The organism is Ureibacillus thermophilus, from assembly GCF_004331915.1.
Taxonomy (GTDB): domain Bacteria; phylum Bacillota; class Bacilli; order Bacillales_A; family Planococcaceae; genus Ureibacillus; species Ureibacillus thermophilus.
Genome location: NZ_CP036528.1, coordinates 2,369,181 through 2,391,386 on the forward strand (window position 1 = coordinate 2,369,181; position 22,206 = coordinate 2,391,386).

At 40.4% G+C, this 22,206-nt stretch carries 23 protein-coding genes and 2 other annotated features; of the genes, 6 read left to right on the forward strand and 17 right to left on the reverse strand.

Annotation, left to right across the window (positions count from 1 at the left end):
* The first annotated feature begins 46 nt into the window (after nt 1-46).
* Nucleotides 47-487 carry a hypothetical protein gene (locus tag DKZ56_RS11770; protein WP_208650166.1) on the forward strand — a complete coding sequence of 147 codons (441 nt, stop codon included), beginning with the start codon at nt 47-49 and terminating at the stop codon, nt 485-487.
* 110 nt (nt 488-597) lie between these two features.
* Here DKZ56_RS11770 and pheT read toward each other — a convergent pair whose 3' ends face one another.
* The 6 genes from pheT to DKZ56_RS11800 all read right to left on the reverse strand — a co-directional run bounded on the left by pheT (nt 598) and on the right by DKZ56_RS11800 (nt 7,920).
* Entirely contained in the window at nt 598-3,003 is a 2,406-nt protein-coding gene (gene pheT / locus DKZ56_RS11775; RefSeq protein WP_208650167.1) for a phenylalanine--tRNA ligase subunit beta, read from the reverse strand.
* A gap of 12 nt (nt 3,004-3,015) precedes the next feature.
* The gene (gene pheS / locus DKZ56_RS11780; RefSeq protein WP_208650168.1) at nt 3,016-4,053 is read right to left on the reverse strand and encodes a phenylalanine--tRNA ligase subunit alpha; all 1,038 of its coding nucleotides are present in this window, start codon (nt 4,051-4,053) and stop codon (nt 3,016-3,018) included.
* A 155-nt stretch (nt 4,054-4,208) separates the two neighbouring features.
* Nucleotides 4,209-4,441 (reverse strand) — a binding site (T-box leader).
* A 27-nt stretch (nt 4,442-4,468) separates the two neighbouring features.
* On the reverse strand, nt 4,469-4,933 hold the full coding sequence (locus DKZ56_RS11785) for a lipocalin-like domain-containing protein (protein ID WP_208650169.1): 465 nt from the start codon (nt 4,931-4,933) through the stop codon (nt 4,469-4,471).
* Nucleotides 4,934-5,066: 133 nt separating this feature from the next.
* Nucleotides 5,067-5,774, reverse strand: a complete 708-nt coding sequence (locus tag DKZ56_RS15590) for an IS110 family transposase (RefSeq protein ID WP_245989452.1) — start codon at nt 5,772-5,774, stop codon at nt 5,067-5,069.
* 249 nt (nt 5,775-6,023) lie between these two features.
* Nucleotides 6,024-6,785 carry a TrmH family RNA methyltransferase gene (locus tag DKZ56_RS11795; protein ID WP_208650170.1) on the reverse strand — a complete coding sequence of 254 codons (762 nt, stop codon included), beginning with the start codon at nt 6,783-6,785 and terminating at the stop codon, nt 6,024-6,026.
* 16 nt (nt 6,786-6,801) lie between these two features.
* Entirely contained in the window at nt 6,802-7,920 is a 1,119-nt protein-coding gene (locus DKZ56_RS11800) for a cysteine desulfurase family protein (protein WP_208650171.1), read from the reverse strand.
* 152 nt (nt 7,921-8,072) lie between these two features.
* Between DKZ56_RS11800 and nadC the strand changes: the two genes are divergently transcribed.
* From nadC to sspI, 3 genes are all read left to right on the forward strand, one after another.
* Entirely contained in the window at nt 8,073-8,921 is an 849-nt protein-coding gene (gene nadC / locus DKZ56_RS11805) for a carboxylating nicotinate-nucleotide diphosphorylase (protein ID WP_208650172.1), read from the forward strand.
* A complete protein-coding gene (nadA, locus tag DKZ56_RS11810) occupies nt 8,918-10,015 on the forward strand; it encodes a quinolinate synthase NadA (RefSeq protein WP_208650173.1) in 1,098 nt (365 codons plus the stop codon). The genes nadC and nadA overlap by 4 nt, the downstream gene beginning before the upstream one ends.
* Nucleotides 10,016-10,089: 74 nt before the next feature.
* On the forward strand, nt 10,090-10,299 hold the full coding sequence (sspI, locus tag DKZ56_RS11815) for a small acid-soluble spore protein SspI (RefSeq protein ID WP_208650174.1): 210 nt from the start codon (nt 10,090-10,092) through the stop codon (nt 10,297-10,299).
* A 25-nt stretch (nt 10,300-10,324) separates the two neighbouring features.
* Here the strand turns inward: sspI and DKZ56_RS11820 are convergent, their stop codons facing one another.
* Entirely contained in the window at nt 10,325-10,732 is a 408-nt protein-coding gene (locus tag DKZ56_RS11820; protein ID WP_245989454.1) for a MarR family winged helix-turn-helix transcriptional regulator, read from the reverse strand.
* Between the two features lie 178 nt (nt 10,733-10,910).
* On the opposite strand from DKZ56_RS11820, the gene DKZ56_RS11825 reads away from it, so the two are divergent.
* Nucleotides 10,911-12,014 carry an S-layer homology domain-containing protein gene (locus DKZ56_RS11825; RefSeq protein WP_208650176.1) on the forward strand — a complete coding sequence of 368 codons (1,104 nt, stop codon included), beginning with the start codon at nt 10,911-10,913 and terminating at the stop codon, nt 12,012-12,014.
* Between the two features lie 177 nt (nt 12,015-12,191).
* Here the strand turns inward: DKZ56_RS11825 and argF are convergent, their stop codons facing one another.
* From argF to DKZ56_RS11840, 3 genes are all read right to left on the reverse strand, one after another.
* The gene (gene argF / locus DKZ56_RS11830; RefSeq protein ID WP_208650177.1) at nt 12,192-13,157 is read right to left on the reverse strand and encodes an ornithine carbamoyltransferase; all 966 of its coding nucleotides are present in this window, start codon (nt 13,155-13,157) and stop codon (nt 12,192-12,194) included.
* 265 nt (nt 13,158-13,422) lie between these two features.
* On the reverse strand, nt 13,423-14,502 hold the full coding sequence (locus DKZ56_RS11835; RefSeq protein WP_390261448.1) for a M42 family metallopeptidase: 1,080 nt from the start codon (nt 14,500-14,502) through the stop codon (nt 13,423-13,425).
* Nucleotides 14,503-14,515: 13 nt separating this feature from the next.
* Nucleotides 14,516-14,998 (reverse strand): dUTP diphosphatase, encoded by a 483-nt coding sequence (locus DKZ56_RS11840; RefSeq protein ID WP_208650178.1) that lies wholly within the window; start codon nt 14,996-14,998, stop codon nt 14,516-14,518.
* 93 nt (nt 14,999-15,091) lie between these two features.
* On the opposite strand from DKZ56_RS11840, the gene DKZ56_RS11845 reads away from it, so the two are divergent.
* Nucleotides 15,092-15,490, forward strand: a complete 399-nt coding sequence (locus tag DKZ56_RS11845) for a sigma-w pathway protein ysdB (RefSeq protein WP_208650179.1) — start codon at nt 15,092-15,094, stop codon at nt 15,488-15,490.
* Nucleotides 15,491-15,543: 53 nt separating this feature from the next.
* On the opposite strand, the gene DKZ56_RS11850 is transcribed toward DKZ56_RS11845, so the two are convergent.
* The 7 genes from DKZ56_RS11850 to DKZ56_RS11880 form a co-directional block, all read right to left on the reverse strand.
* A complete protein-coding gene (locus tag DKZ56_RS11850) occupies nt 15,544-15,807 on the reverse strand; it encodes a DUF1294 domain-containing protein (RefSeq protein ID WP_208650180.1) in 264 nt (87 codons plus the stop codon).
* Nucleotides 15,808-15,868: 61 nt separating this feature from the next.
* Nucleotides 15,869-16,228, reverse strand: a complete 360-nt coding sequence (rplT, locus tag DKZ56_RS11855; RefSeq protein ID WP_208650181.1) for a 50S ribosomal protein L20 — start codon at nt 16,226-16,228, stop codon at nt 15,869-15,871.
* A 57-nt stretch (nt 16,229-16,285) separates the two neighbouring features.
* On the reverse strand, nt 16,286-16,486 hold the full coding sequence (gene rpmI, locus DKZ56_RS11860; protein ID WP_208650182.1) for a 50S ribosomal protein L35: 201 nt from the start codon (nt 16,484-16,486) through the stop codon (nt 16,286-16,288).
* Nucleotides 16,487-16,518: 32 nt separating this feature from the next.
* Complete coding sequence (gene infC, locus DKZ56_RS11865; protein ID WP_208650183.1) at nt 16,519-17,022, reverse strand: translation initiation factor IF-3; 504 nt, start codon at nt 17,020-17,022, stop codon at nt 16,519-16,521.
* 96 nt (nt 17,023-17,118) lie between these two features.
* Nucleotides 17,119-17,264: a sequence feature (ribosomal protein L20 leader region), on the reverse strand.
* A gap of 342 nt (nt 17,265-17,606) precedes the next feature.
* The gene (thrS, locus tag DKZ56_RS11870) at nt 17,607-19,538 is read right to left on the reverse strand and encodes a threonine--tRNA ligase (protein WP_208650184.1); all 1,932 of its coding nucleotides are present in this window, start codon (nt 19,536-19,538) and stop codon (nt 17,607-17,609) included.
* Nucleotides 19,539-19,890: 352 nt separating this feature from the next.
* On the reverse strand, nt 19,891-20,826 hold the full coding sequence (gene dnaI / locus DKZ56_RS11875) for a primosomal protein DnaI (RefSeq protein WP_208652248.1): 936 nt from the start codon (nt 20,824-20,826) through the stop codon (nt 19,891-19,893).
* A gap of 10 nt (nt 20,827-20,836) precedes the next feature.
* Nucleotides 20,837-22,195, reverse strand: coding sequence for a replication initiation and membrane attachment family protein (locus tag DKZ56_RS11880; RefSeq protein WP_208650185.1), 1,359 nt, complete (start codon nt 22,193-22,195; stop codon nt 20,837-20,839).
* Nucleotides 22,196-22,206 lie beyond the last annotated feature (11 nt).

Sequence of the window (22,206 nt, forward strand, 5' to 3'; positions counted from 1 at the left end):
ATAATTAATAGTTGTATCCAATAATGCAAAAGAATGGATGATGTGTGTGATTCGATTAAGTTGGCTGATCAGCTTGGCCATTACCTTTTTCGGCTTTTTAATTGTCAACCAGCTCTTTGAAACGGAAGTTAGTGGAACAACAGGAAATTTAGGATTCATCTGCATGATATTTTTGTTTCCATTTATTCTCTTAAGTTTATTTACAACGTTCCGCTATTTTTTAACCGTTGTTCGCATAGGAAAAAATCGAGGGAAATGGCTTGTTATTTATGGAGGCCTTTTGCTTACTGCATTTTTTTTATACCTGTTTATGGATATGAAAAATTCGATTGGCGCCTCCCTTTTTGAAATCAGCGAAGAAACTGGACAACTTTATTTCGATGTTTATACCTTTGGACTGATTCATTCAATCAGTGGAGTGCTTGGTGCTTTATATGGCTCTTTCAATCCAAAAACTCAAGAAATAGATGAACGCCCTTCTAAATAATTCTATAAATTACCTCTATCCTTTTCCTCATGGAGCCGGAAAAAGGGTGCATAAAAAAAGGCTGGAATCAGCTCCAGCCTTTGCATGTGTACTTGTGACAATTTGTAATGTTATCGGATTGCCGCGCCGGCTTCTTCTAATGCTTTCCATACTTTTTCATGAGCGCTTGCCACTTCTTCATCCGTTAAAGTTCGTTCAGGGTTGAAGTATGTCAATGTGAAGGCAACAGATTTTTTGCCTGCTTCGATGTTCTCTCCTTCATATACATCGAATACTTTCACCGATTTTAACAACTTCGTACCCGCTTTGCGAATGATGTTTTCAAGTTCTCCGGCAGAAACAGCTCGATCTACTTCCACGGCAATGTCCCGCGTTACCATTGGGAAGCGTGGTACCGGCTCGTATTCAACTCCTTTTGCTTCAGCATGCAATAATGCATGTAAATTCAACTCTACTACATATGTTTCTTTTAAATCCCATGCTTTTCGTTCTGCTGGGTGAAGTCCACCAATGATACCAACTCGTTCACCATCAAGCAAAATGTTTGCTGTTTGTCCAGGATGAAGTCCATCCATCGTTGCTTTTTCATAGGTAATGCGTTCTGTTAAACCTAATTTTTCGATTAATCCTTCCACAATGCCTTTTGCCACAAAGAAATCCACATTGCGTTTATCTCCGAGCCACGCATCATCCACCCATTTTCCAGTGATGACAAAGGCTGCATGCTCCTCTTCAAATGGCAATCCTTCCTCTGTTTTGCCAAGGAATACAGAGCCGATTTCATATAAACATGCGGAATCCGCTTGGCGTGCCATGTTATAGCTTGCTGCTTGCAATAAATGCGGAATCAAGCTTTGGCGAAGTGTTGTGCGGTCTTCGCTCATTGGCATTAATAATTTCGTTGTTTCCTCTTTTTTCAACGCAAATTTTTGAGACCATTCTTCGGAAGTTAATGAATACGTAATGGCTTGATAGAGTCCTGCCCCTTCCAAGAAGTTGCGGACAATGCGGCGTTTTTGTTGATAAGGTGTCAAACCACCGACCTGTGTTTTTCCTTCAGGCAATGTGATTGGGATTTCATCGTAGCCGTAAAGTCTTGCAATTTCTTCGATCATATCTTCTGCTATTTTGATATCTTGTCTGCGAGTCGGCACATCGATTACTAATAAACCGCGTTTTGCCTCCACATCAAATTTCAAACGTTGAAGGATGGAAATCATTTCTTCCAACGAAATTTTCATGCCTAATTTTGCATTAATATCATCCGGTGAAATGACAATGCGTGCTGGTGTTTTATCAAGTTCATCGACAAGCACCGTTCCTTCCAGCACTTCTCCGCCAGCAAGTTCAGCAAGGAGCTGCACTGCCCGCTCTTGGGCCTCTAACACTCGATTTGGATCGACGCCTTTTTCAAAACGTACAGAGGAGTCGGAACGCAACCCTAAATCTTTTGATGTGCGGCGAACAGATAATCCGTCAAAATAAGCAGCTTCCAATACAACCGTTGTCGTTTTTTCCGTTACTTCTGAGTTGGCTCCGCCCATCACGCCTGCAACGGCAACCGGTTCTTTTCCATTTGTAATGACCAAATGGTGGCTTTGAAGTGTTCGTTCCTGATCGTCCAAAGTGACAATTTTTTCATCTTCATTTGCCAAACGGACGACGATTTCGCCTGTACCTAATGCATCGTAGTCAAAAGCGTGAAGGGGTTGGCCATATTCGAGCAATACGTAGTTTGTAATATCGACAACGTTATTGTGAGGACGAACGCCCGCTGCCATTAGATAGTGCTGCAACCATAATGGCGATTCTGCCACTTTCACATTTTTAATGACTTTTGCTGCATATAATGGATTTTCTTTTGGCGCTTCTACGCGAACTTTGATGTAATCTTCTGCTCTTTCTTTAGAAGCTTCATATTGAATTTCCGGCAATTTTACGTCTTTTGATAAAATAGCGCCCACTTCATAGGCAACCCCCAGCATGGAGAGGGCATCGGAGCGGTTTGGCGTCAAATCAAGCTCCAACACTGTATCCCGAAGTCCAAGAATTTCCAGCGCATCGGAACCAGGCACTGCATCATCAGGCAATACATAAATGCCATCCGCATACGCTTTTGGCACAACGCGACTTTCAATGCCTAACTCTTGCAATGAGCAAATCATTCCGTTTGATTCTTGGCCGCGCATTTTCGCTTTTTTAATTTTGATGCCATCTGGAAGTTTGGCACCAGGCAACGCCACGATTACCTTTTGGCCTGCAGCCACGTTTGGCGCGCCGCAAATGATTTGTCTAACATCCGTACCGACATCCACTTGGCAAACGCTTAATTTATCGGCATCCGGATGTTTTTCTTTTGATAAAACATGACCAACGACGATATTTGTCATGCCTTGAGAACGATCGATGACGGAATCCACTTCAATACCAGCGCGAGTGATTTTTTCCGCTAATTCTTCTGCTGATAATCCTTGTATATCTACATATTCTTGCAACCATTTCAATGAAACTAACATGATGTACCCTCCTTATCCTTCTGCCCGATGGAATTGTGATAAGAATCGAATGTCATCGATATAGAAATTGCGAATATCTTCTACTCCATACTTCAACATCGCAATGCGCTCTACACCAATTCCAAAAGCAAAACCAGAGAATTTTTTCGGATCATATCCGCCCATTTCAAGCACATTTGGATGAACCATGCCGGCTCCTAAAATTTCAATCCATCCTGTATGTTTACATACATTGCATCCTTTTCCTCCACAGCGGAAGCAGGAGATGTCCATTTCTACAGATGGCTCTGTGAATGGGAAGAAACTTGGACGCAAACGAATTTCGCGATCTTCGCCAAACATTTTTTTCGCCAATTTATCAAGCGTGCCTTTTAAGTCGCTCATGCGAATGTTTTCTCCAACTACAAGCCCTTCAATTTGCATGAATTGATGGGAGTGAGTCGCATCGTCTGTATCGCGGCGATACACTTTCCCAGGGCAAATGATGCGGAACGGTTTACCTTTTTTGGCAAGCATTGTTCTCGCCTGAACAGGAGATGTATGAGTGCGAAGAAGCGTTTCTTCCGTAATATAGAACGTATCTTGCATATCGCGGGCAGGATGTCCTTTTGGCAAGTTCAACGCTTCAAAGTTGAAATAATCCGTTTCCACTTCAGGACCTTCCGCCACTTCATAACCCATGGAAATAAATAAATCTTCCAATTCTTCCACAACGCGTGTTAAAGGATGTCTGTTTCCAACCCGCACTTTGCGTCCAGGAAGAGTTACATCCACCGATTCTTTTTCCAACTGCTCTCGGATTTGCTGTTCTTCTAAAAATTTTGCCCGCTCTTCCAACTCTTGAGTAACCTTTTCCCGCACCGTATTGGCAAGAGCCCCGATTTTCGGACGCTCTTCAGGCGAAAGTTTTCCCATTCCTTTCAACACTTCTGTGATGGATCCTTTTTTCCCTAAGTATTTCACACGAATATCATTCAGTTCTTTCAAATTCGTACAAGCCGCAATTTTTTCAACGGCTTCTTGCTCTATTTGCTTGAGTTGCTGTTCCATCATGTAACCTCCCTAAATACTTTATCATCTGTATGTTGACCATTTTTGCACCAATATTGACAGATTTTGTGAATTTTTTATCTTTTGGTGAACAAATGGATGAATTTTGTGAATCTATTCATCCTTTGATCAAAATAAAAAAACCTCGCCCCAAATCAAGGGACGAGGAACATTCGCGGTACCACCCTAGTTATTGCAAATATGCAATCACTTCATTGACATAACGGCATTGGCCGGCAATCCTTTACAGAGAATAATCTCTGGTCCCGGACGCTGCTTGCGGGGTGAACTTCAATATTCTACTGCATACATAAGCTTTCAGTCGCGGCTTATGCTCCCTGTCATGCAGCCGATGAATATTTACTCTTCCCGCTCCAAACGCATTTAACCATATTCAATTATAAATGGAAAAATCTTAGTTTATTCTACGATAAATCGCCAATTGTTTCAAGTGGTCCAAATCTTCCACCCTTCTAAAAACAAATTTCTGATCCGGTTTTTTCCCATTATGTAGCGTCATCATTTCTCCGTCAAAGGAAGGAATTCGGTGCAATTCAGTTCCGATTAAGGTTGGATTTAGGCTCACATCAATATAATGAATGATTCGATTTTCTTCTTCTTTCACTTCGAATTTTCCTACGTAGGCAAGATATCCCCTTGCAGCTTTAGCCATTTCTTCCGTTGTTCCTTGAAGCAAATCACCAGATGCATATGGAGGACGCCCTTTGCGCATTAATTGGGCAGACACATATCCATCAGGATGATACATAAGATAACCAGTCGGATCCTCCCCTAAAGGATAAATCACCTGCCCATTGGAATCCCTGTCTTCAAATGAAATTAACTGCCAAACTCCTATAAGCTGTTCGATTAATTTCATAAAAAACCTCCTCATAAAAATTATAAAAATGGGAAATTTTAATTTCCCTCGTAAACCATTCGAAATAAGGACAATGCTTATTGTAAAAAGTGATTTAGGAAAAGCTGCTTGAAGTAAATCCAGCTGTTACAGTTTAAAAATTGGAATGATGTATTTTTACATAAAAAGGAGTAAATCGTTGTGTGAATACTGCGGAGTGTAAAAACATAAAGAAAGAAAAATTATATTTACATAATTTTGAAGAAGGAGAAAATGAAAAGGATTTTGTTTTAAGTTTTTTAATGATATAATTTTCAGAATAGTTTGTATATTCAAGTTCATTATATAATGAAACCCCTTTCATGACAACTCCCCATGAAAAAAAGGGCTTGTCTAAAAAGTCCATAAAAACAGAGCGAATGGAGAAAACAATGAGTTTTTCCATTCGCTCTGTTTCCTTATTTTTGAAATTGGTTTGGGAATTTTCCTCTTCTTGATAAGTTTGTTCACGTTCAACTCTAAAGTGAGTTTTCGCAAGTTCATGAGCGTCGCTTTTATCTGTTTTTTGTCTCCTCATTGAAGCCATTTGAATATTCGCTTCGAGTGGGTTAACTCGATAATACATATAACCTTGATCACCTAAGAATCGTTCTAGTGGTTTTGAATATACGCCTGTTGCTTCAAAGACAATATCAGGGGCCTGTCCATCTTTTTGTGTTAAAGTTATAAGGGTTTCGTTTAATTTCTCGAAAGAGTAACGGTTATGGGTTATTTCACCCTCATATTCGCATTGACGATAACGGTCGTAAATGACCATTGTACTTTTCCCCATACTGACATCAAATGCCACTACGTGTTTCATATTTTCTGCCTCTCCTTTTTAGCCAAACATAGAAGTTCTTCACATTGCCTTATCGATTCCACTTTCTTATACACGGTCTCTATGGACCCAACATACTAAACTGATTCAAATAAGGGTGTGAAGTTGGTCTGTTTTTAATACGGACTCTATTTGGTCCCAGGAGCTGTTCGACCTTCCTTCACTTCTACTATAAAAAAATAGTAGCACAAACCTTGGCCTAGGTCTGTACTACTAATGTTAGTATGTTTTTTATTCCATCAACTTATACAATAAAATTCCGGTTGCAACTGCCACATTCAGAGATTCTGCTTGCCCGTAAATTGGGATTATTACGTTTTGATCGGTTTTCTCCAACAATTCCGGTTGGACGCCGCTGCCTTCATTTCCTACAATTAAAGCAAATTTTTCATGCTTATCGAGATTGCGGTAATCAACCGCATTCTCAAGGGCCGTACCGTAAATTGGAATCTGTCTTTCCTTCAATGCTTCAATCCAATCCAACAAATTTCCTCGAAGGACTGGAAGATGGAAATGGGAGCCTTGGGCGGAACGCAATGTTTTTGGATTGTATAAATCTGCACAGCCTTTTCCTAAAATAACCGCATCGATTCCAGCTGCGTCTGCTGTGCGTACCATTGTGCCGATATTACCTGGATCTTGGACGCTATCGATGAGAAGCAATTTTGTCCATTTGAATTTTTCTGCTTCAGAAATATCACTCTGTTTGCAATGGGCAAAAATACCTTGGGACGTTTCGGTTTCGGCGATTTCCTTTGCCACCGCTTCCGTCACTTCCACAAGCTGAACATCATCCAATGACCATCTAAGGGGAAGGTCCACATCTTCCCGTTTGATAATCTGAATGATTTGTTCTTTATTTTTCAATGCTTCTTCCACTAAATGAAAACCTTCCACAATATATTCGCCAGTCTTATCCCGTTCTTTTTTTGTGGAAACGAGTTTTTTCCAATGTTTGACTAATGCATTTTGCTTTGATTCAATCCGCTTCATAAGTTAAAGACCGCCTTTATTTCATTGTTTTGATTTCTCGATTTAATTCGAACAATGCTGTGCTAAGCTTTTGAATATCCTCTTCCTTCGTATGGATGCCAAAGGAGATGCGGAAAAATGTGCGCGCTTCTTGTAAACTGCGCCCCATGGCAAGCATCGCCTTAGTGCCGGATTTGCTGTGAATATCGCAGGCACTTCCTGTGGAAATGCAAATCCCTTTTTCATTTAATCTCAGCATCACATACTGCCCTTCTGCACCCTTCATGCATAAGCCGCAAATGCTTGGGAGCTGATGGGCTTCATCTGATTCAATAAAATAGCAGCAAGTTTCTTGAATCGCTTCTTTTAATTGAATCCGAAGTTTCCAATATTGATTGAGATCATATTTAAAATGTTCCACACTTTTGGCAAAGGCATAAATGGCCGGCGTATCGACCGTGCCGCCTCTCAATCCCCTTTCGTGGGTTATCCCTGGATATAGGGGCAATATCCTTCTTCGCGGATTTAAATATACCGCACCGCAGCCTTTTGGTCCACCAATTTTATGGGCAGACACAGTGATGGCATCAACGTATGAGGAAAACTCCGAGATATCCAATTTGCAAAAGGATTGTACACAATCTACATGATAGGGAATGTTGTATGTTTGTGCAACTTTTGCAATCTCAAGCACCGGTTGGATGATTCCAATTTCAGAATTGACATGCTGAATGGAAATAAGTGCAGTATCCGGTCGAATCGATTTTTTCAGCAAGTCTAAATCGATTATCCCTTTTTCAGCAAGCGGCAGCCTTGTTATTTCATATCCTTCTCTTTCCAGCGTATTCATGGCCGCATGAATGCTCGTATGCTCCGCCATTGAAGTAATGATATGTTTTCCTTTTCCAGCACGGGCAAGGGACAAAATCGCCAAAATATTTCCTTCCGTACCTCCACCCGTAAAAATAACACCATCCCGAGGAACGCCCATTTTTTCCGCAATTACATCCCTTGAATTTTCCAAAAGAAACGCAGCTTGTCCTCCTGCGTCGTGCAAGCTTGACGCATTGCCGAACACTTCCTTGCTAGCAATGCAATAGGCATCAATACTTTCATCCAGCATGGGCGTTGTGGCCGCATAGTCTAAATAAATCATAAAAATTCCCCGTTTCTACAAATGATAACTATTAGCTGTATGATAGAAAAGCTTGTTTTATCCTTTATTTTATGTAAATATAGATGTCAAGACAACTGCAAATAATTTAAATACTTTTCATAAGAGCATATGACTATGCGAGGGATAAAAATATGAACCACATTCAATTAAAGGAAATGTTGAAACAGTTTTTCAATGAAGATATTGGAGATGGCGACCTTTCCAGCGAAACGATTTTCTCGAGCAAGGAGAAAGGCTCATTCACTTTCTATGCAAAAGAAGAAGGCATTTTTTGTGGAGCGGACATCATCGAAACGGGATTTCACTTGCTTGACCCAACCTTGCAAATCACCTTGTTGAAAGAGGACGGCGATGAACTTCGGAAGGGGGACCAAATCGCCGTCATTGAAGGCTCAATGCGCAGCCTCTTAAGCGGCGAACGGGTGATTCTAAATTTAATTCAACGGATGAGCGGCATTGCAACAAACGCAAGAAAAGCGGTCGAGTTAACAAAAGGAACAAAGGCAAAAATTTGCGACACCCGAAAAACGATGCCAGGCCTAAGAATGCTTGATAAATACGCTGTAAGGACGGGAGGCGCCTATAACCATCGGAGCGGTTTATATGACTGCATCATGCTAAAGGACAATCATATTGCCCTTGCCGGAAGCATTACAAAAGCGGTGAAGTTGGCAAGGTCTAAAATCAGCCATACGGTGAAAATCGAAGTGGAAATTGAAACGAAAGAGCAATTGTTGGAAGCGATAGAAGCGGGGGCAGACATCATCATGTTTGACAACCGCACGCCGGAAGAAATTAAAGCATGGCTCCCTCTTGTGCCAGAACACATCGCAACGGAAGCATCCGGCGGGATTACGTTAGACAACTTGCAAAGCTATGCAAAATCCGGCGTGGAATGGATTTCCCTCGGCTTTCTTACCCATTCAGTAAAAGCATTAGATATCAGCGCATTAGTAAAAAGAAAGGATGTTGAACAATGATTTGCACTCTGCCGACATTCGGGATGCTGCCTGAAGAATACCGGCATCTTTCCCGGGAAGAAATGGAACAACGGGTTTATGAAATAAAAAAACAATTGGGAAAAGAGTTATTTATACCCGCTCACCATTATCAAAAAGATGAAATCATTCAATTTGCCGATGCCATCGGTGACTCCTTGCAGCTCGCCCAAGCAGCGGCAAAAAATAAAGAAGCAAAACATATCGTTTTTTGCGGCGTACACTTTATGGCTGAAACGGCTGATATGTTGACCACGGAAGAACAAATCGTTTATTTGCCGGATTTGCGGGCAGGCTGTTCCATGGCGGATATGGCCAATATTTATCAAACAGAGGAAGCATGGGAAAAGCTGACATCCATTTTCGGAGATACCATCCTCCCTTTAACCTACGTCAACTCAACTGCAGCGATTAAGGCTTTTACCGGCCGAAATGGCGGCGCTTGCGTCACATCATCCAATGCGAAAAAAATGGTGGAATGGGCTTTTACCCAAAAAGAACGGATTTTCTTCTTGCCCGATCAGCATTTAGGCAGAAATTGCGCCTATGAATTAGGCATTCCACTGGAGCAAATGGCCGTGTGGGACCCGATTTCCGGAGATTTAAGCTATGAAGGAGATTTACAAAACATCAAAGTCATTTTATGGGATGGCTATTGTTCCGTCCACCAAGGTTTTACCGTGGAAAATGTTCAGGAAGTCCGAAAAAAATATCCGGATATGACTGTCATTGTTCATCCGGAATGCGCGTTTGAAGTAGTTCAAGCAGCAGACCTATCCGGTTCTACAAAATTCATCGTCGATACAATTCAAAAAGCTCCGGCCGGCTCCAGCTGGGCTATTGGAACGGAAATGAACTTAGTAAAACGCATAATCGCAGAACACAAAGATAAGTACATTATCTGCTTAAATGACAATATGTGCCCGTGCTTGACGATGAACCGAATCGATTTGCCGCATCTTCTTTGGGCGCTTGACATAATTATTAAAGGCGAACAGGGAAATGTCATCAAAGTAGATGAAAGCACAACAAAAGAAGCTTTGTTGGCGTTAGATCGCATGCTTCAGTTGGCATAATTGCAAGAATGAATGAAAAGAAACGCATAATTTCTTCGAGTGGAAACAAACTACTACTCGAGGAGGCGAATGGGATGAACTTTCAAATTCGAGAAGCCATTACATCCAATGTAAAAGGAGATAGTCCTGAAGAATTCCGTGAAACGATTCAAGATGCCATTGCCCGCGGTGATGAACATCTTCTTCCTGGACTTGGCGTCTTCTTGGAGAAGTGGTGGCAAAATTCCAGCACAGAAGAACAATCCAAATTTACTGAAACCTTGTCTAAAGTATTTCAAAACTAAAGGGCTGGAAAAACTCCAAGCCCTTTTATATTCCCCATTCCATTTTTAATATTTCTTTTAGCCTTTTTACATTCATTTCCCCAATTTCTTCTGCAATCATCTTCTCCAATTCCTTCTTTAATGCAAGATGCTTCTCATAACATCTCTCTCCTAAAGGGGTCAGTTCAATAGATTTATCCCTTAAATTAGCTTTTTTCGTTTCCACTAATTCTTTTTCTTCTAGTTGTTTAATAAATTTATGGGTTGCCTGGCGCGTAAAAGGAAGCCGCTTTGCTACATGGGAAATAAGAGGCTTATTTTTATAAACCCTTTCCAAAATGGAAAATTCTGAATTTGTAATGGGCATATCGCTAATTGCCTGCCATTTTTCGCTTTTTGTTTTGGATAATAATGAAGATTTTTCTTGAAGCAAATCGACTAATAAATCCCCCATCATCTCACCCCTCTGTTTAGCTTAAGGTATTATCTTACAGATAAAGAAATTTCTATATCTTCTATCATACCGGAATGTGACCTTTTCGTCATTTACCGAAAAAACAATAAAGTTTATACTACTAGATGAAAATAGCAAATATTTCATAAGATCAGCTGATTTTAAGGAGGGAAAGACAATGGAAGGTAAATTTAGGTGGAAAAGAATGCTCTTCTATAGTTTTTTTATTGGCTTTATTATTTTTTTCATAAACGTAAAAATTGGATTTGCTGCCACTTTCCGTGACGTTCCTGACAGCCATCCATCGGCACTGGAAATCAATTTTTTAGTGGAAACAGGGATTATTAAAGGATATCCGGATCAAACTTTCAAACCTTCCAACAACGTGACCAATTCCCAAGTCGCTTTAATGATTGCTAGATCATTGAAGCTGGATTTAAACAATCGTCCAAATCCAGGATTTAAAGATTTATCGAAAGTCGATGCAGATACTTATAAAGCCATAGTGGCGGTTGTTGATGAAGGGATATTCCCGAAAGGCGAAAACTTTCGCCCAGGCGAGCCCATCACTCGAGGCGAAATGGCGCAAGTTTTAGTCAATGCCTTCCATCTAAAAGGTTCAAGCAAGCAGCAATTTAAAGATGTTCCAAAAAACAGCAAATATTATCAAGCCATTAACACGTTAGCCGCAAACAACATCACAACGGGCTATGAAGATGGCACCTTTAAGCCAAATCAACCCCTCACCCGCGCTCACTTTTCCACTTTCCTGTCGCGCGTTCTTGAGCCGGATTTCATTCCAGTTTCGAGCGGTTATGGCTACAATAAAGACTACCAATACATATATGAATTGTATGAAGATTATACGTCTCGAGACTACTTTACCTATTTGTCATCAGATACTTCAGGGGATTGGTGGTTTGTTTCCGATGAAAACAATCAGGGAATCAAGTATGTCAATCATGTAGATCAAAAAGGGTTCACCTTTAAAGGATACTTAGAGAATGGAGAAGTCGTTACGGATTTTTATATTCCCTATCCAGTAAAACTTGGCGCGAGCTGGTCTTATGCTTATAAAAACGGTTTTCGGCCGGTTACTTACATTGTGACAAGCATGACTGAAAGGATGACAACCCCTGCCGGAACATTTTCATCATTAATGGAAATTGTCAGTTCCGATGGGTTCCAATATTATTATTCAAAAGAATATGGGCATATTTGCACAAAAGATTTAAAAACCAATAGCATTGTATATCAATTAATTCAGTTGAAGAAAAGATAAATAAGGCTTGAAAAAAGGCAATCCAGCGCCTCCCGGATTGCCTTGAATTTTTTATATTCTTACGATGCTTCATTCCACTCCCTGAACTCCGCATCGAATATAAACAATTTTCATTTTCCCATTCCCCTGCCGTTTCCACTATCAGGGCAGAGGGCAATAGCTTTTCTTACGCATGAATTAAGCAAGTAATGATAGAAGCACCGCTTTTTGCGCATGCAGTCTGTTTTCTGCCTGTTCAAAAACGTAAGAATTAGGTCCATCGATAACAGATGTTGCCACTTCTTCTTCACGATGGGCTGGCAAGCAGTGCATAAACATGAAATCAGGTTTTGCATGAGCCACCAATTCATCGTTAATTTGATAGCCTTGGAAGTCTTTTAAGCGTTGAGCAGCTTCCTCTTCTTGACCCATGCTAGTCCATACGTCTGTATACACCACATCCGCATCTTTCACTGCTTCCACAGGATCATTTGTGATGGTGATAGTGCTTCCATTTTTCTCTGCAATCGCTTGAGCTTTTTTCATGATTTCTGCATTTGGCTCATAGCCTTTCGGAGTGGCAACAACAATATTCATTCCAACATGGGCACTAGCTACCACCAATGAATGGGCAACGTTATTACCATCGCCAACATAAGCAGTTTTCAAACCTCTTAATGTGCCTTTATTTTCAACGATTGTTTCAAGATCAGCTAAAGCTTGGCAAGGATGGTATAAATCTGTTAAACCATTAATGACTGGAATAGTTGCATACTCTGCTAATTCCTCTACCATTTTATGTGAATTGGCGCGGATCATAACCCCATCTAAATATCCAGATAAAACAAGACCTGTATCTGAAATTGGTTCTCCACGTCCAAGCTGCATATCTCTTGCATGAAGGAAAATCGCTTTTCCACCTAATTGATGCATTCCTACTTCAAAGGAAATGCGTGTACGTGTGGAGTTTTTCTCGAAAATCATTCCAAGCACTTTTCCATCTAGAAGCTTTGGACATTTACCGTTTTTTGTTACTTTTTTCATTTTTGTTGCAAGGGTAAGCAACTCTTGCACTTCTTCACTTGTATAATCAAGCAGCGTTAATAAATCTTTGCCCTTTAAACTGGAAACGGGCTTTAGCTGCACTTCCTCCAATAATTTCATTTATCAATTTCCGCTCCTTCATTCATTTGATGCTTTCATTATACATTTGTATATTTATAGAATCAAGTGTATTTTTATTATTTTTTAACTTTTTTACCGAAAAAATATTATTCAAATTGAATGAATAAAAATGCATGTATATTTAAGATAAAAAGATTAGTTTTTTATAAATATTCGGAGAAATTGCTTAATTTTCCTTGGAAATGCGCTGAATGATGCATAAAAATGATTTTGGGTATAAAAAAAAGAGAGGTGCTAAGCCCTCTCATTCATATTTGATTTTATTCACTGCATCCCAATCTAGTCGTTTCACCACTTCTACGATCAATTTGACCGCATTTTCAAAATCATCGCGATGCAAGATGGATGCATGGGAATGAATATAACGGGTTGGAATTGTAATGGATAGTGCTGGAACACCGTTTCCTGTTAGATGCATGGAACCGGCATCTGTTCCGCCTCCTGGCATCGCGTCAAATTGATATGGGATGTTGTTTTCTTCTGCCACATCGATGACGAAATCACGAAGTCCTTTATGGGAAACCATTGAAGCATCGTAAATGATGATTTGCGGACCTGCTCCAAGTTTTGACATCGCTTCTTTCGGAGTGATGCCTGGTGTATCTCCTGCAACGCCTACATCCACCGCAAAACCGATGTCCGGTTGAATTTTATAAGTAGATGTTTTCGCACCTCTTAATCCAACTTCTTCTTGCACACAGCCAACGCCATAGACGATGTTTGGATGCTTCTCGTTTTTCAACCGTTTCAACACTTCGATGGCAATAGCGCAGCCAATACGGTTGTCCCAAGCTTTTGCAAGAAGCATTTTTTCATTTTTCATCACATTGAATTCAAAATATGGCGTAATCATATCACCTGGCCGGATTCCCCAGCTTTCCGCTTCTTCTTTGGAAGTGGCGCCTACATCAATGAACATATCTTTGATATCAACGATTTTCTTGCGTTGTTCCTGCGGCAAAATGTGAGGCGGTTTTGAACCGATGACACCGATGATTTCTTCTCCGGAACGAGTTGTAATCGTCACCCGCTGTGAAAGCATTACATGAGCCCACCAACCGCCAACTGTTTGGAATTTGATAAAACCTTTATCGTCAATTTGTGTCACCATAAAGCCCACTTCATCCAAGTGACCTGCAATCATAATTTTTGGTCCGTTTTCATCGCCGCGCTTTTCCGCAATTAAACTGCCTAAATTATCATATTCAATTTTGTCCGCGAATGGCTCGATATATCTTTTCATAACCTCTCTAGGCGCTTTTTCGTTTCCTGCGATGCCATTGGCGTCTGTCAATTCTTTCAGCATTTTCAACGTTTCACCCATCCTGTTTTCCTCCTTAATATCCATTGCGCTGCCGCTCGTAGTTTTTTTCATTTTTTGCAATATATGCCTCTATTATATCTTCCAATGTAAAACCTAAGTTGTAGGCGAGCACACCATAATATTCCCATATTTTTAGATAATGCTCCTCAGTCGGATGATGAATAAAAGACAAAATGGCCTCTTGCGTTTTTAAAAACCAAGTCGTCAAGTTTTCTTCTCGCTTTATTTCAGGCCACTCATTTAAACTATAGCCCTTTTCGTTTCCTAATGAAAGTAGAAAGTGGATTGAATCCACAAATTCTTCCAACAACACTTCCCGTTTGGAAGGACCTTTTGTACTCCAATATTTAAAACAGCGAGTTTCGTTGGCTAACTCGGCCAGTTCAATCGTTAATGCCAATCCTTTTTCTAAAAATACATCTCTGTTGATGTGCTGATTTTGTTGAATAAAAGAGTCTAGTTGTGCTTGCATTTGAAATAGTTCTTGAAATTCCATGAATTGTACCCCTCATTTTCTTAAAAAAATGAAACTAATTTTCTATCTTAATCGTATAGGATATGATACCTATTATACAAGGGGGAAGTTTTTATGGCTCTTCTTTTGCGTCTGATTCTCTTTATCGTCATCATTTATATATTTTATAAAGTCTTCCGTTACTTAACAGACCCAAAAAGAAAGCTGGATGAAGCCTATGAAAAGGGGCAGTATTATTTTTATGATGATGTAAAAAATGTGCGAAAAAACTTTTTTATTTCTTACAAAGGAGCATTATTTGAGGGAGAAAAATATTTAGGCACAACCGATGACGCCTTTGAAGTGGTATCCATTTTCGTCTGGGTTCATGATCCCGCAACATTGCACGGCTTTACAAAGGCTGATTTTAAATTTTTGGAAAAGGAAATCTTAATGAATTATCCGAAAGCAAAAATCAATTGGAAAAACCCTATTGAAAAATTGATGAAGGAAGAGGGGGAATCAGAAGTTTAATGAATGGAAAGCGGCCTTTTTCTAAAGCCGCTTTTAATTTTTGGAAACATTATTCATCTATTCAAATAGATCAAAAAGAAAATCTGAATCATTGCAAGCATTGGAAATCCGAAAATGAATGGAGCATGCCTTGTTTTGTGCCGGAATAAAATCATTGCAACGACACCTCCACAAGCGCCGCCAATGATGGCGAATGTAAATAATGTTTTTTCTGAAATCCGCCACTTTTTCTTTTTCGCCCTCGATTTATCAATCCCCATCAAGGCAAAGCAAACCGCAGATGCGATGAATACATATCCAACAAGTATTTCATTCATTTCTTTTCTCCTTAATAAAAAAGACTGATAGGAAATCCTACCAGCCTTTAGTTGTTTAAGATTATTTTGCGATTGCTTTTTTAGCTTCTTCAGCAAGTTGAGCGAATGCTTGTGCATCGTTCACCGCTAAATCAGCTAACATTTTGCGGTTTACTTCGATACCAGCTTGTTTTAAACCGTGCATTAAGCGGCTGTAAGAAAGGCCGTTTTGACGAGCTGCCGCGTTGATACGTGTAATCCATAATTTACGGAAATCACGTTTTTTCTGACGGCGGTCACGGTATGCATATAAACCGGATTTCATTACCGCTTGGTTTGCTGTTCTATATAAAGTATGTTTTGAACCGAAATAACCTTTTGCTAATTTTAATACTTTTTTACGACGTCTGCGCGTTACTGTTCCACCTTTTACGCGTGGCATAGAAATTACCTCCTGCTATTCATTCGAAAATTTTATAATCCGTTCAAATTGGTTTCATTATTTTTTGTATGCAAGTAAAGTTTTAATGCGTTTGTAGTCGCCTGAAGTCATTACTTTCGCTTTGCGAAGTTGGCGTTTTTGTTTTGTTGTTTTGTTTGCAGCTAAGTGGCTACCGTAAGCACGGTCAAATTTGAATTTACCTGTACCTGTTCTTTTGAAACGCTTAGCAGCGCCACGGTGAGTTTTCATTTTTGGCATAGTATTTCCTCCTAAACCTTATTTCGTTTTCATTATTTTTCATTTTTCGGCGCCAGCACTAAAAACATGCTGCGGCCTTCTAATTTCGGCTTTTGCTCTACCGTTGCATATTCAGCACATTCTTCTGCAAAACGATCAAGTACTCGTTGTCCAATATCTGTATGCGTAATCGCACGTCCTTTGAAACGCAACGTACATTTTACTTTATCGCCCTTTTGAAGGAACTTAATTGCGTTCCGAAGTTTCGTTTGGAAATCATGTTCGTCAATTGTTGGGCTCAAACGAACCTCTTTCATATGAATGACTTTTTGATTTTTGCGAATTTCGCGTTCTTTCTTTTGCTGCTCAAATTTATACTTTCCGTAGTCCATAATTCGAGCAACAGGTGGTTTAGCTTGCGGTGCAACAAGGACAAGATCCAAGTTTACTCGAGCAGCCATTTCCAACGCTTCATTACGGGATACGATTCCAATTTGTTCACCGTTTTGATCAATTACACGAAGTTCACGTGCACGTATCCCTTCGTTAACGTACATGTCTTTGCTAATAAAAATCCACCTCCAAGGTTATGTCACGAATACACGGATGCACGGATGTAAATCCCAGGTTGAATTTTGCTGTTGTTCTGTTATGTCCATAAAAAAAGACGGACATTTCAGAAGATGTCCGCCCGCCATAAAATACGCAAAAAGAGCGTATTCACTTTTCATGTTTATTAAACCTGTCAACTGCTTGATGCGTCGATCAGGTGAGAAGCGGGCAGCCTCTGCTTTCAACCACATTCAGTATTCCTAACCTTGCTTATCGTAACATCCATTTAGGAAGATGTCAAGTTTTTTATTTACAGACATCATTTTTATATTTGAAAAACATCCAATAAACTTTCAGAAGGGGCTGTCCAGAAAGTCGAACACTTTCGGAAACAGCCTTACTTCTTATAGCAATATTCTCTTAAAAACTTTCCCTGCGGTGGTCACAAAACGCGCCTCCTCGCCGCAATTGATCTGCGGCAAAAACTCTAGCAACAGCCGCAATTTATCTGCGGCGAAAGCATGTGCGACAGCCGCAAAGGAAGCGTCTTGAAATGACTTTTCTGACGCCCCCTTCTCTTCAATTTAAATTACACTCTCGCATCTTTTCTAATGTCTTCAAGGAATTGCTCGAATGGCACTGTTTCGGAATCTTTGGAACCGTAGCGGCGGACATTGACCGCATTCGCTTCCATTTCTTTGTCGCCCAATACAAGCATGTAAGGGATTTTCTTCATTTGGGCTTCGCGGATTTTATATCCAAGTTTTTCTTCACGTACATCGAGTTCTACGCGGATTCCAGCTTTGCGAAGGTCTTCTTCCACTTGTTTTGCATAATCGAAATGCACTTCGTTGGATACAGGAATTACGACTGCTTGAACAGGCGCAAGCCATGTTGGGAATGCCCCTTTATATTCTTCAATCAAGAAAGCCACAAAGCGTTCCATTGTGGATACAACGCCGCGGTGGATTACAACAGGGCGGTGTTTTTCTCCATCTTCGCCGATGTACGTTAAATCAAAGCGTTCTGGAAGCAAGAAGTCAAGTTGTACTGTTGATAGCGTTTCTTCTTTGCCAATGGCTGTTTTTACTTGCACGTCAAGTTTTGGACCATAGAAAGCCGCTTCGCCTTCTGCTTCGAAATATTCTAGGCCTAGCTCATCCATTGCTTCTTTTAGCATGCTTTGTGCACGTTCCCACATTTCATCGTCATCATAATATTTTTCTGTGTCTTCAGGGTCCCGGTAAGATAAACGGAAGCGATAATCCGTAATATTGAAATCTTTATACACTTCAAGAATCAAGTTTAATACCCGTTTAAACTCATCTTTAATTTGATCTGGACGAACGAAAATATGGGCATCGTTCAATGTCATGCCGCGTACACGTTGCAAGCCGGATAAACCGCCTGATGCTTCATAGCGGTGCATCATGCCAAGTTCCGCAATCCGAATTGGCAACTCGCGGTATGAGTGCATGCCACTTTTATAAATCATCATATGATGCGGACAGTTCATCGGACGAAGCACCAATGTTTCATTATCCATTTCCATTGGCGGGAACATATCTTCAGAATAGTGCTCCCAGTGGCCGGAAGTTTCATATAAACGTTTTGAACCTAGCACTGGTGTGTAAACGTGTTTATATCCTAAGCTGATTTCTTTATCTACAATATAACGCTCGATGATGCGGCGGATAGTGGCGCCGTTTGGAAGCCAAAGCGGCAAGCCTTGTCCCACTGTTGGAGATAAAGTGAATAATTCCAACTCTTTTCCAAGTTTGCGATGGTCGCGTTCTCTTGCTTCCTCAAGCATTTTTAAATGGTTTTGCAAATCTTCTTTTGTGAAGAAAGCTGTACCGTAAATGCGTTGAAGCATTTTATTGTTTGAATCTCCGCGCCAGTAAGCTCCTGCTAATGAAAGCAATTTAAATTCTTTTAATTTACCAGTGGAAGGAACGTGTACACCACGGCAAAGGTCAAAAAATTCACCTTGGTAATAAATGGACACTTGTTCCCCTTCAGGAATGGCATCAAGAAGTTCCAATTTATATTCATCGCCAATTTCTTCGTAAATGCGGCGAGCTTCTTCGCGAGTGACATTTTTACGAATGATTTCAAGATTTTCGGAAATGATTTTTTTCATTTCCTTTTCGATTTTTGGAAGGTCTTCAGCTGTAATTGGTGTTGGCGAATCAATATCGTAGTAGAACCCGCCTTCAATCACCGGCCCGATTCCAAGTTTGGCCCCAGGGAATAAACGTTTTACAGCTTGAGCTGTTAAGTGAGCTGTTGAATGGCGCAAAATATCAAGGGCATCTTCGTGATCCGGTGTCACAATTTCAATGTTACCATCTTCTTCAATTGGTGTTTTTAAGTCCAACAATTTGCCATTGATTTTTCCTGCCAACGCTTTTTTGCGCAATCCCGGGCTGATGGATGCTGCGACATCTTCTGTTGTTGTGCCTTTAGGATACTCCTTTACAGCGCCATCTGGGAAAGTTAATTGAATCACTTCAGCCATATTCATTCTCCTTTTCTGTAGTATATTTCGCTCAAAATCTGTTGGAACAATACAAATAAAAAACGCCATCCCAATAAAGGGACGACGCGATCGCTCGTGGTTCCACCCTTCTTCCTTCCGAAATGAAAATTTCAGACGAAGCTCTAGGTCGGTGTAACGTACCGACATCCGTCAGCGGATTTTCCCCGCTAAAGCTCCGAGGTAGTAAAGATTTGCGTCGTACTAGGAAACTTCCAGCCTTGGTTTCCCTCTCTATCAGCCGTTTCACAAACTTCATGTCCTCTTCACTGCTAATTAAATATTTATCACAAAGAAAAGTATACGATGAGATTTGGAGAAATGCAACTGTCGATTAATTTCTTCGGTTTTTGCCAGTCATTTGAATCGGAATCGTCACCGCTTTGATGCGCTCCATGATTCTCCGCGCTTTCACAACTTCCACATCGCCTCGGGAGTTTTGCGCTAAATGATGTTCTAGGCCATCATAGTCAAAATTAGAAGTAATGAAAGTCGGGAGCTGTTCGCTCATCCGATAATGCAAAATAGGGCCTAAAATTTCGTCCCTCGCCCAGCTTGACAATGATTCCGCCCCGATATCATCAAGCATTAGCACAGGCGCTTGCTTCACAAAATCAATTTTGTCTTGAAGGGTTTGTTCTTGAATGGAATTTTTTAATTCCCTCAAAAATTCCGGAACAAAAACAAGGACAGAAGGAACTTTTAAGCTGGCCAGTTCGTTGGCGATGGCTCCTAATACAAAGGATTTCCCAACACCGAATTCGCCATGCAAATAAAATCCTTTTTTCGGCAATTCTCCTGTCTTTTTGTAATGGGCGATAAAATCTGCCGCCAAATGGGCAATTTTAACCCGGGATTTATCATCAATAAATAAATCTTTTAATGTGGCCGATAGTACATCTTTCGGCATGTGCATGCTTGAAATCATCGATTCGATTTCCCTGCGCTCGTCTTCAATAATTTTCTGCCGGCAGCGTTCATATTCTACATCAATCGTATTTTGGGAAATATATAATTTTGGAATAAAGCCCTTTAAATAATTGGTGCATTGTTCTGTAGAACCGCAATTGCAGCATTCTCTCGATTGGCTGATATATTCATACAATTTTGCCAAACTGCGCTCCACCATTTCTTTATTGACCACATCATCATGCTCCGCCAAAAATTTTTGAACGTCTGGATGCTCTAAAATTTCGTTTCGGAGGGCGCTGTAACGTTCTTGAAAAGATGGAATTTGGAACTTTTCTAAAGATTTTTTGATCGATTCGATGGTTGGTCACCTACCCGTCAACAACTCCAAGTTTTTGCAATATTCTTTTGCGCTCTTCTTCAAAGTCGATATTCGCCTGTTGTTCTTCCTCTTTGTTGGTTTCTTTTTGTTTATAGAACCATTCCGGCACTTTTTCTTCTCTTACGTTTTTGTAGGATTTTTTGTAGCTGGATGAAGACTTTTTCGCTTCGCTTTCAAGCTTCCACTTCAAATATTGATCCCTTTCTGTGCGAGCCAGCTCCATCGCTTCTTTCGCCGTCCGAATATTTTTGCGCATCCAATGGTCCGCAATCCGTTCAACGTATTTACGGGGCAATTTCATGTCTGTAGTAAGCATAACATATTCCAGCAGTACATTGACAACTCCGACTGGCATCCCATGCTTCATGATTAAATCTTCCGCAATTTCAACGGAAGACGGCATCGGCTCTTTTCCATCATTAATGTCTCTCAGCACCTGAATTGGAGGGGTTGTTTCAAGATATTGAATCAACTCCTGCTCTTTCGTCAACAGCTGCTTTTGTTCTTGTGGAGGTTTTGTTTCAAAAGTTTTTTCGAATTTTGGCACTTCCTTGGAAACTGCTAATTTATAATAATCCCTCGCCGCCTTTTTCAATCCTTCTAAAGAAATATTCATATCATCATCGATGGCTAAAATGACAATTTTTTGCATATCCAACGGGGATAGCTGATAGAGGAAAGCGAGCTTGGCAATCCATTCTTTCACTTCTACAGTAAACACGCTTGAAGGAATTAATTGTTCCGACAGTCCTGCCAGCAACAAATCGAAATCAAATTGTTCATAATAAAATGGGTAATGGCTTTGTTGGGATTTCATTTCGGCTTCTCTGAATTCCTGGGGAACATTCGTATCGATTGGCTTAAACACATCTGTGAATGTTCTTGACACATCTTTATAGGCTGTTTTATCAATTTGTTTGATAAAGCGTTTGCGAAGTTTACGATATGCCTGTTCACCAATTCTACTAAACAAGAACATCGATAATAGCGGGTCGCGGAAAAATAATTCCGGATCGAGGGGGCGTATAAGCTCATAAATAAAAAAGCGGTTTTCCCCATCATCTTTTCGATAGGTTTTTAATAGTCCGATCGCTTCCAAAGCAATGCGAGCTTGAAACACCTTGCCAATCGGCATATCCAGCACATTCATCAAATAATAATGATTCAACCCTTCCCGGTATGGATCTTCCCCTTCTGCCCACAAGGTCAAATATAGACTAATTGGCTCAGGACCCGTTAATGGTTGATAAAAAAGGGTCAACAGCTGTCTTTCCTTGGAAGAAAGAGAGGGAGGGAGTATGATGTCAAAATGATCCTTTGGTTGCAGCTCTTTATATAAATGAATCATTTTTTCCCCTC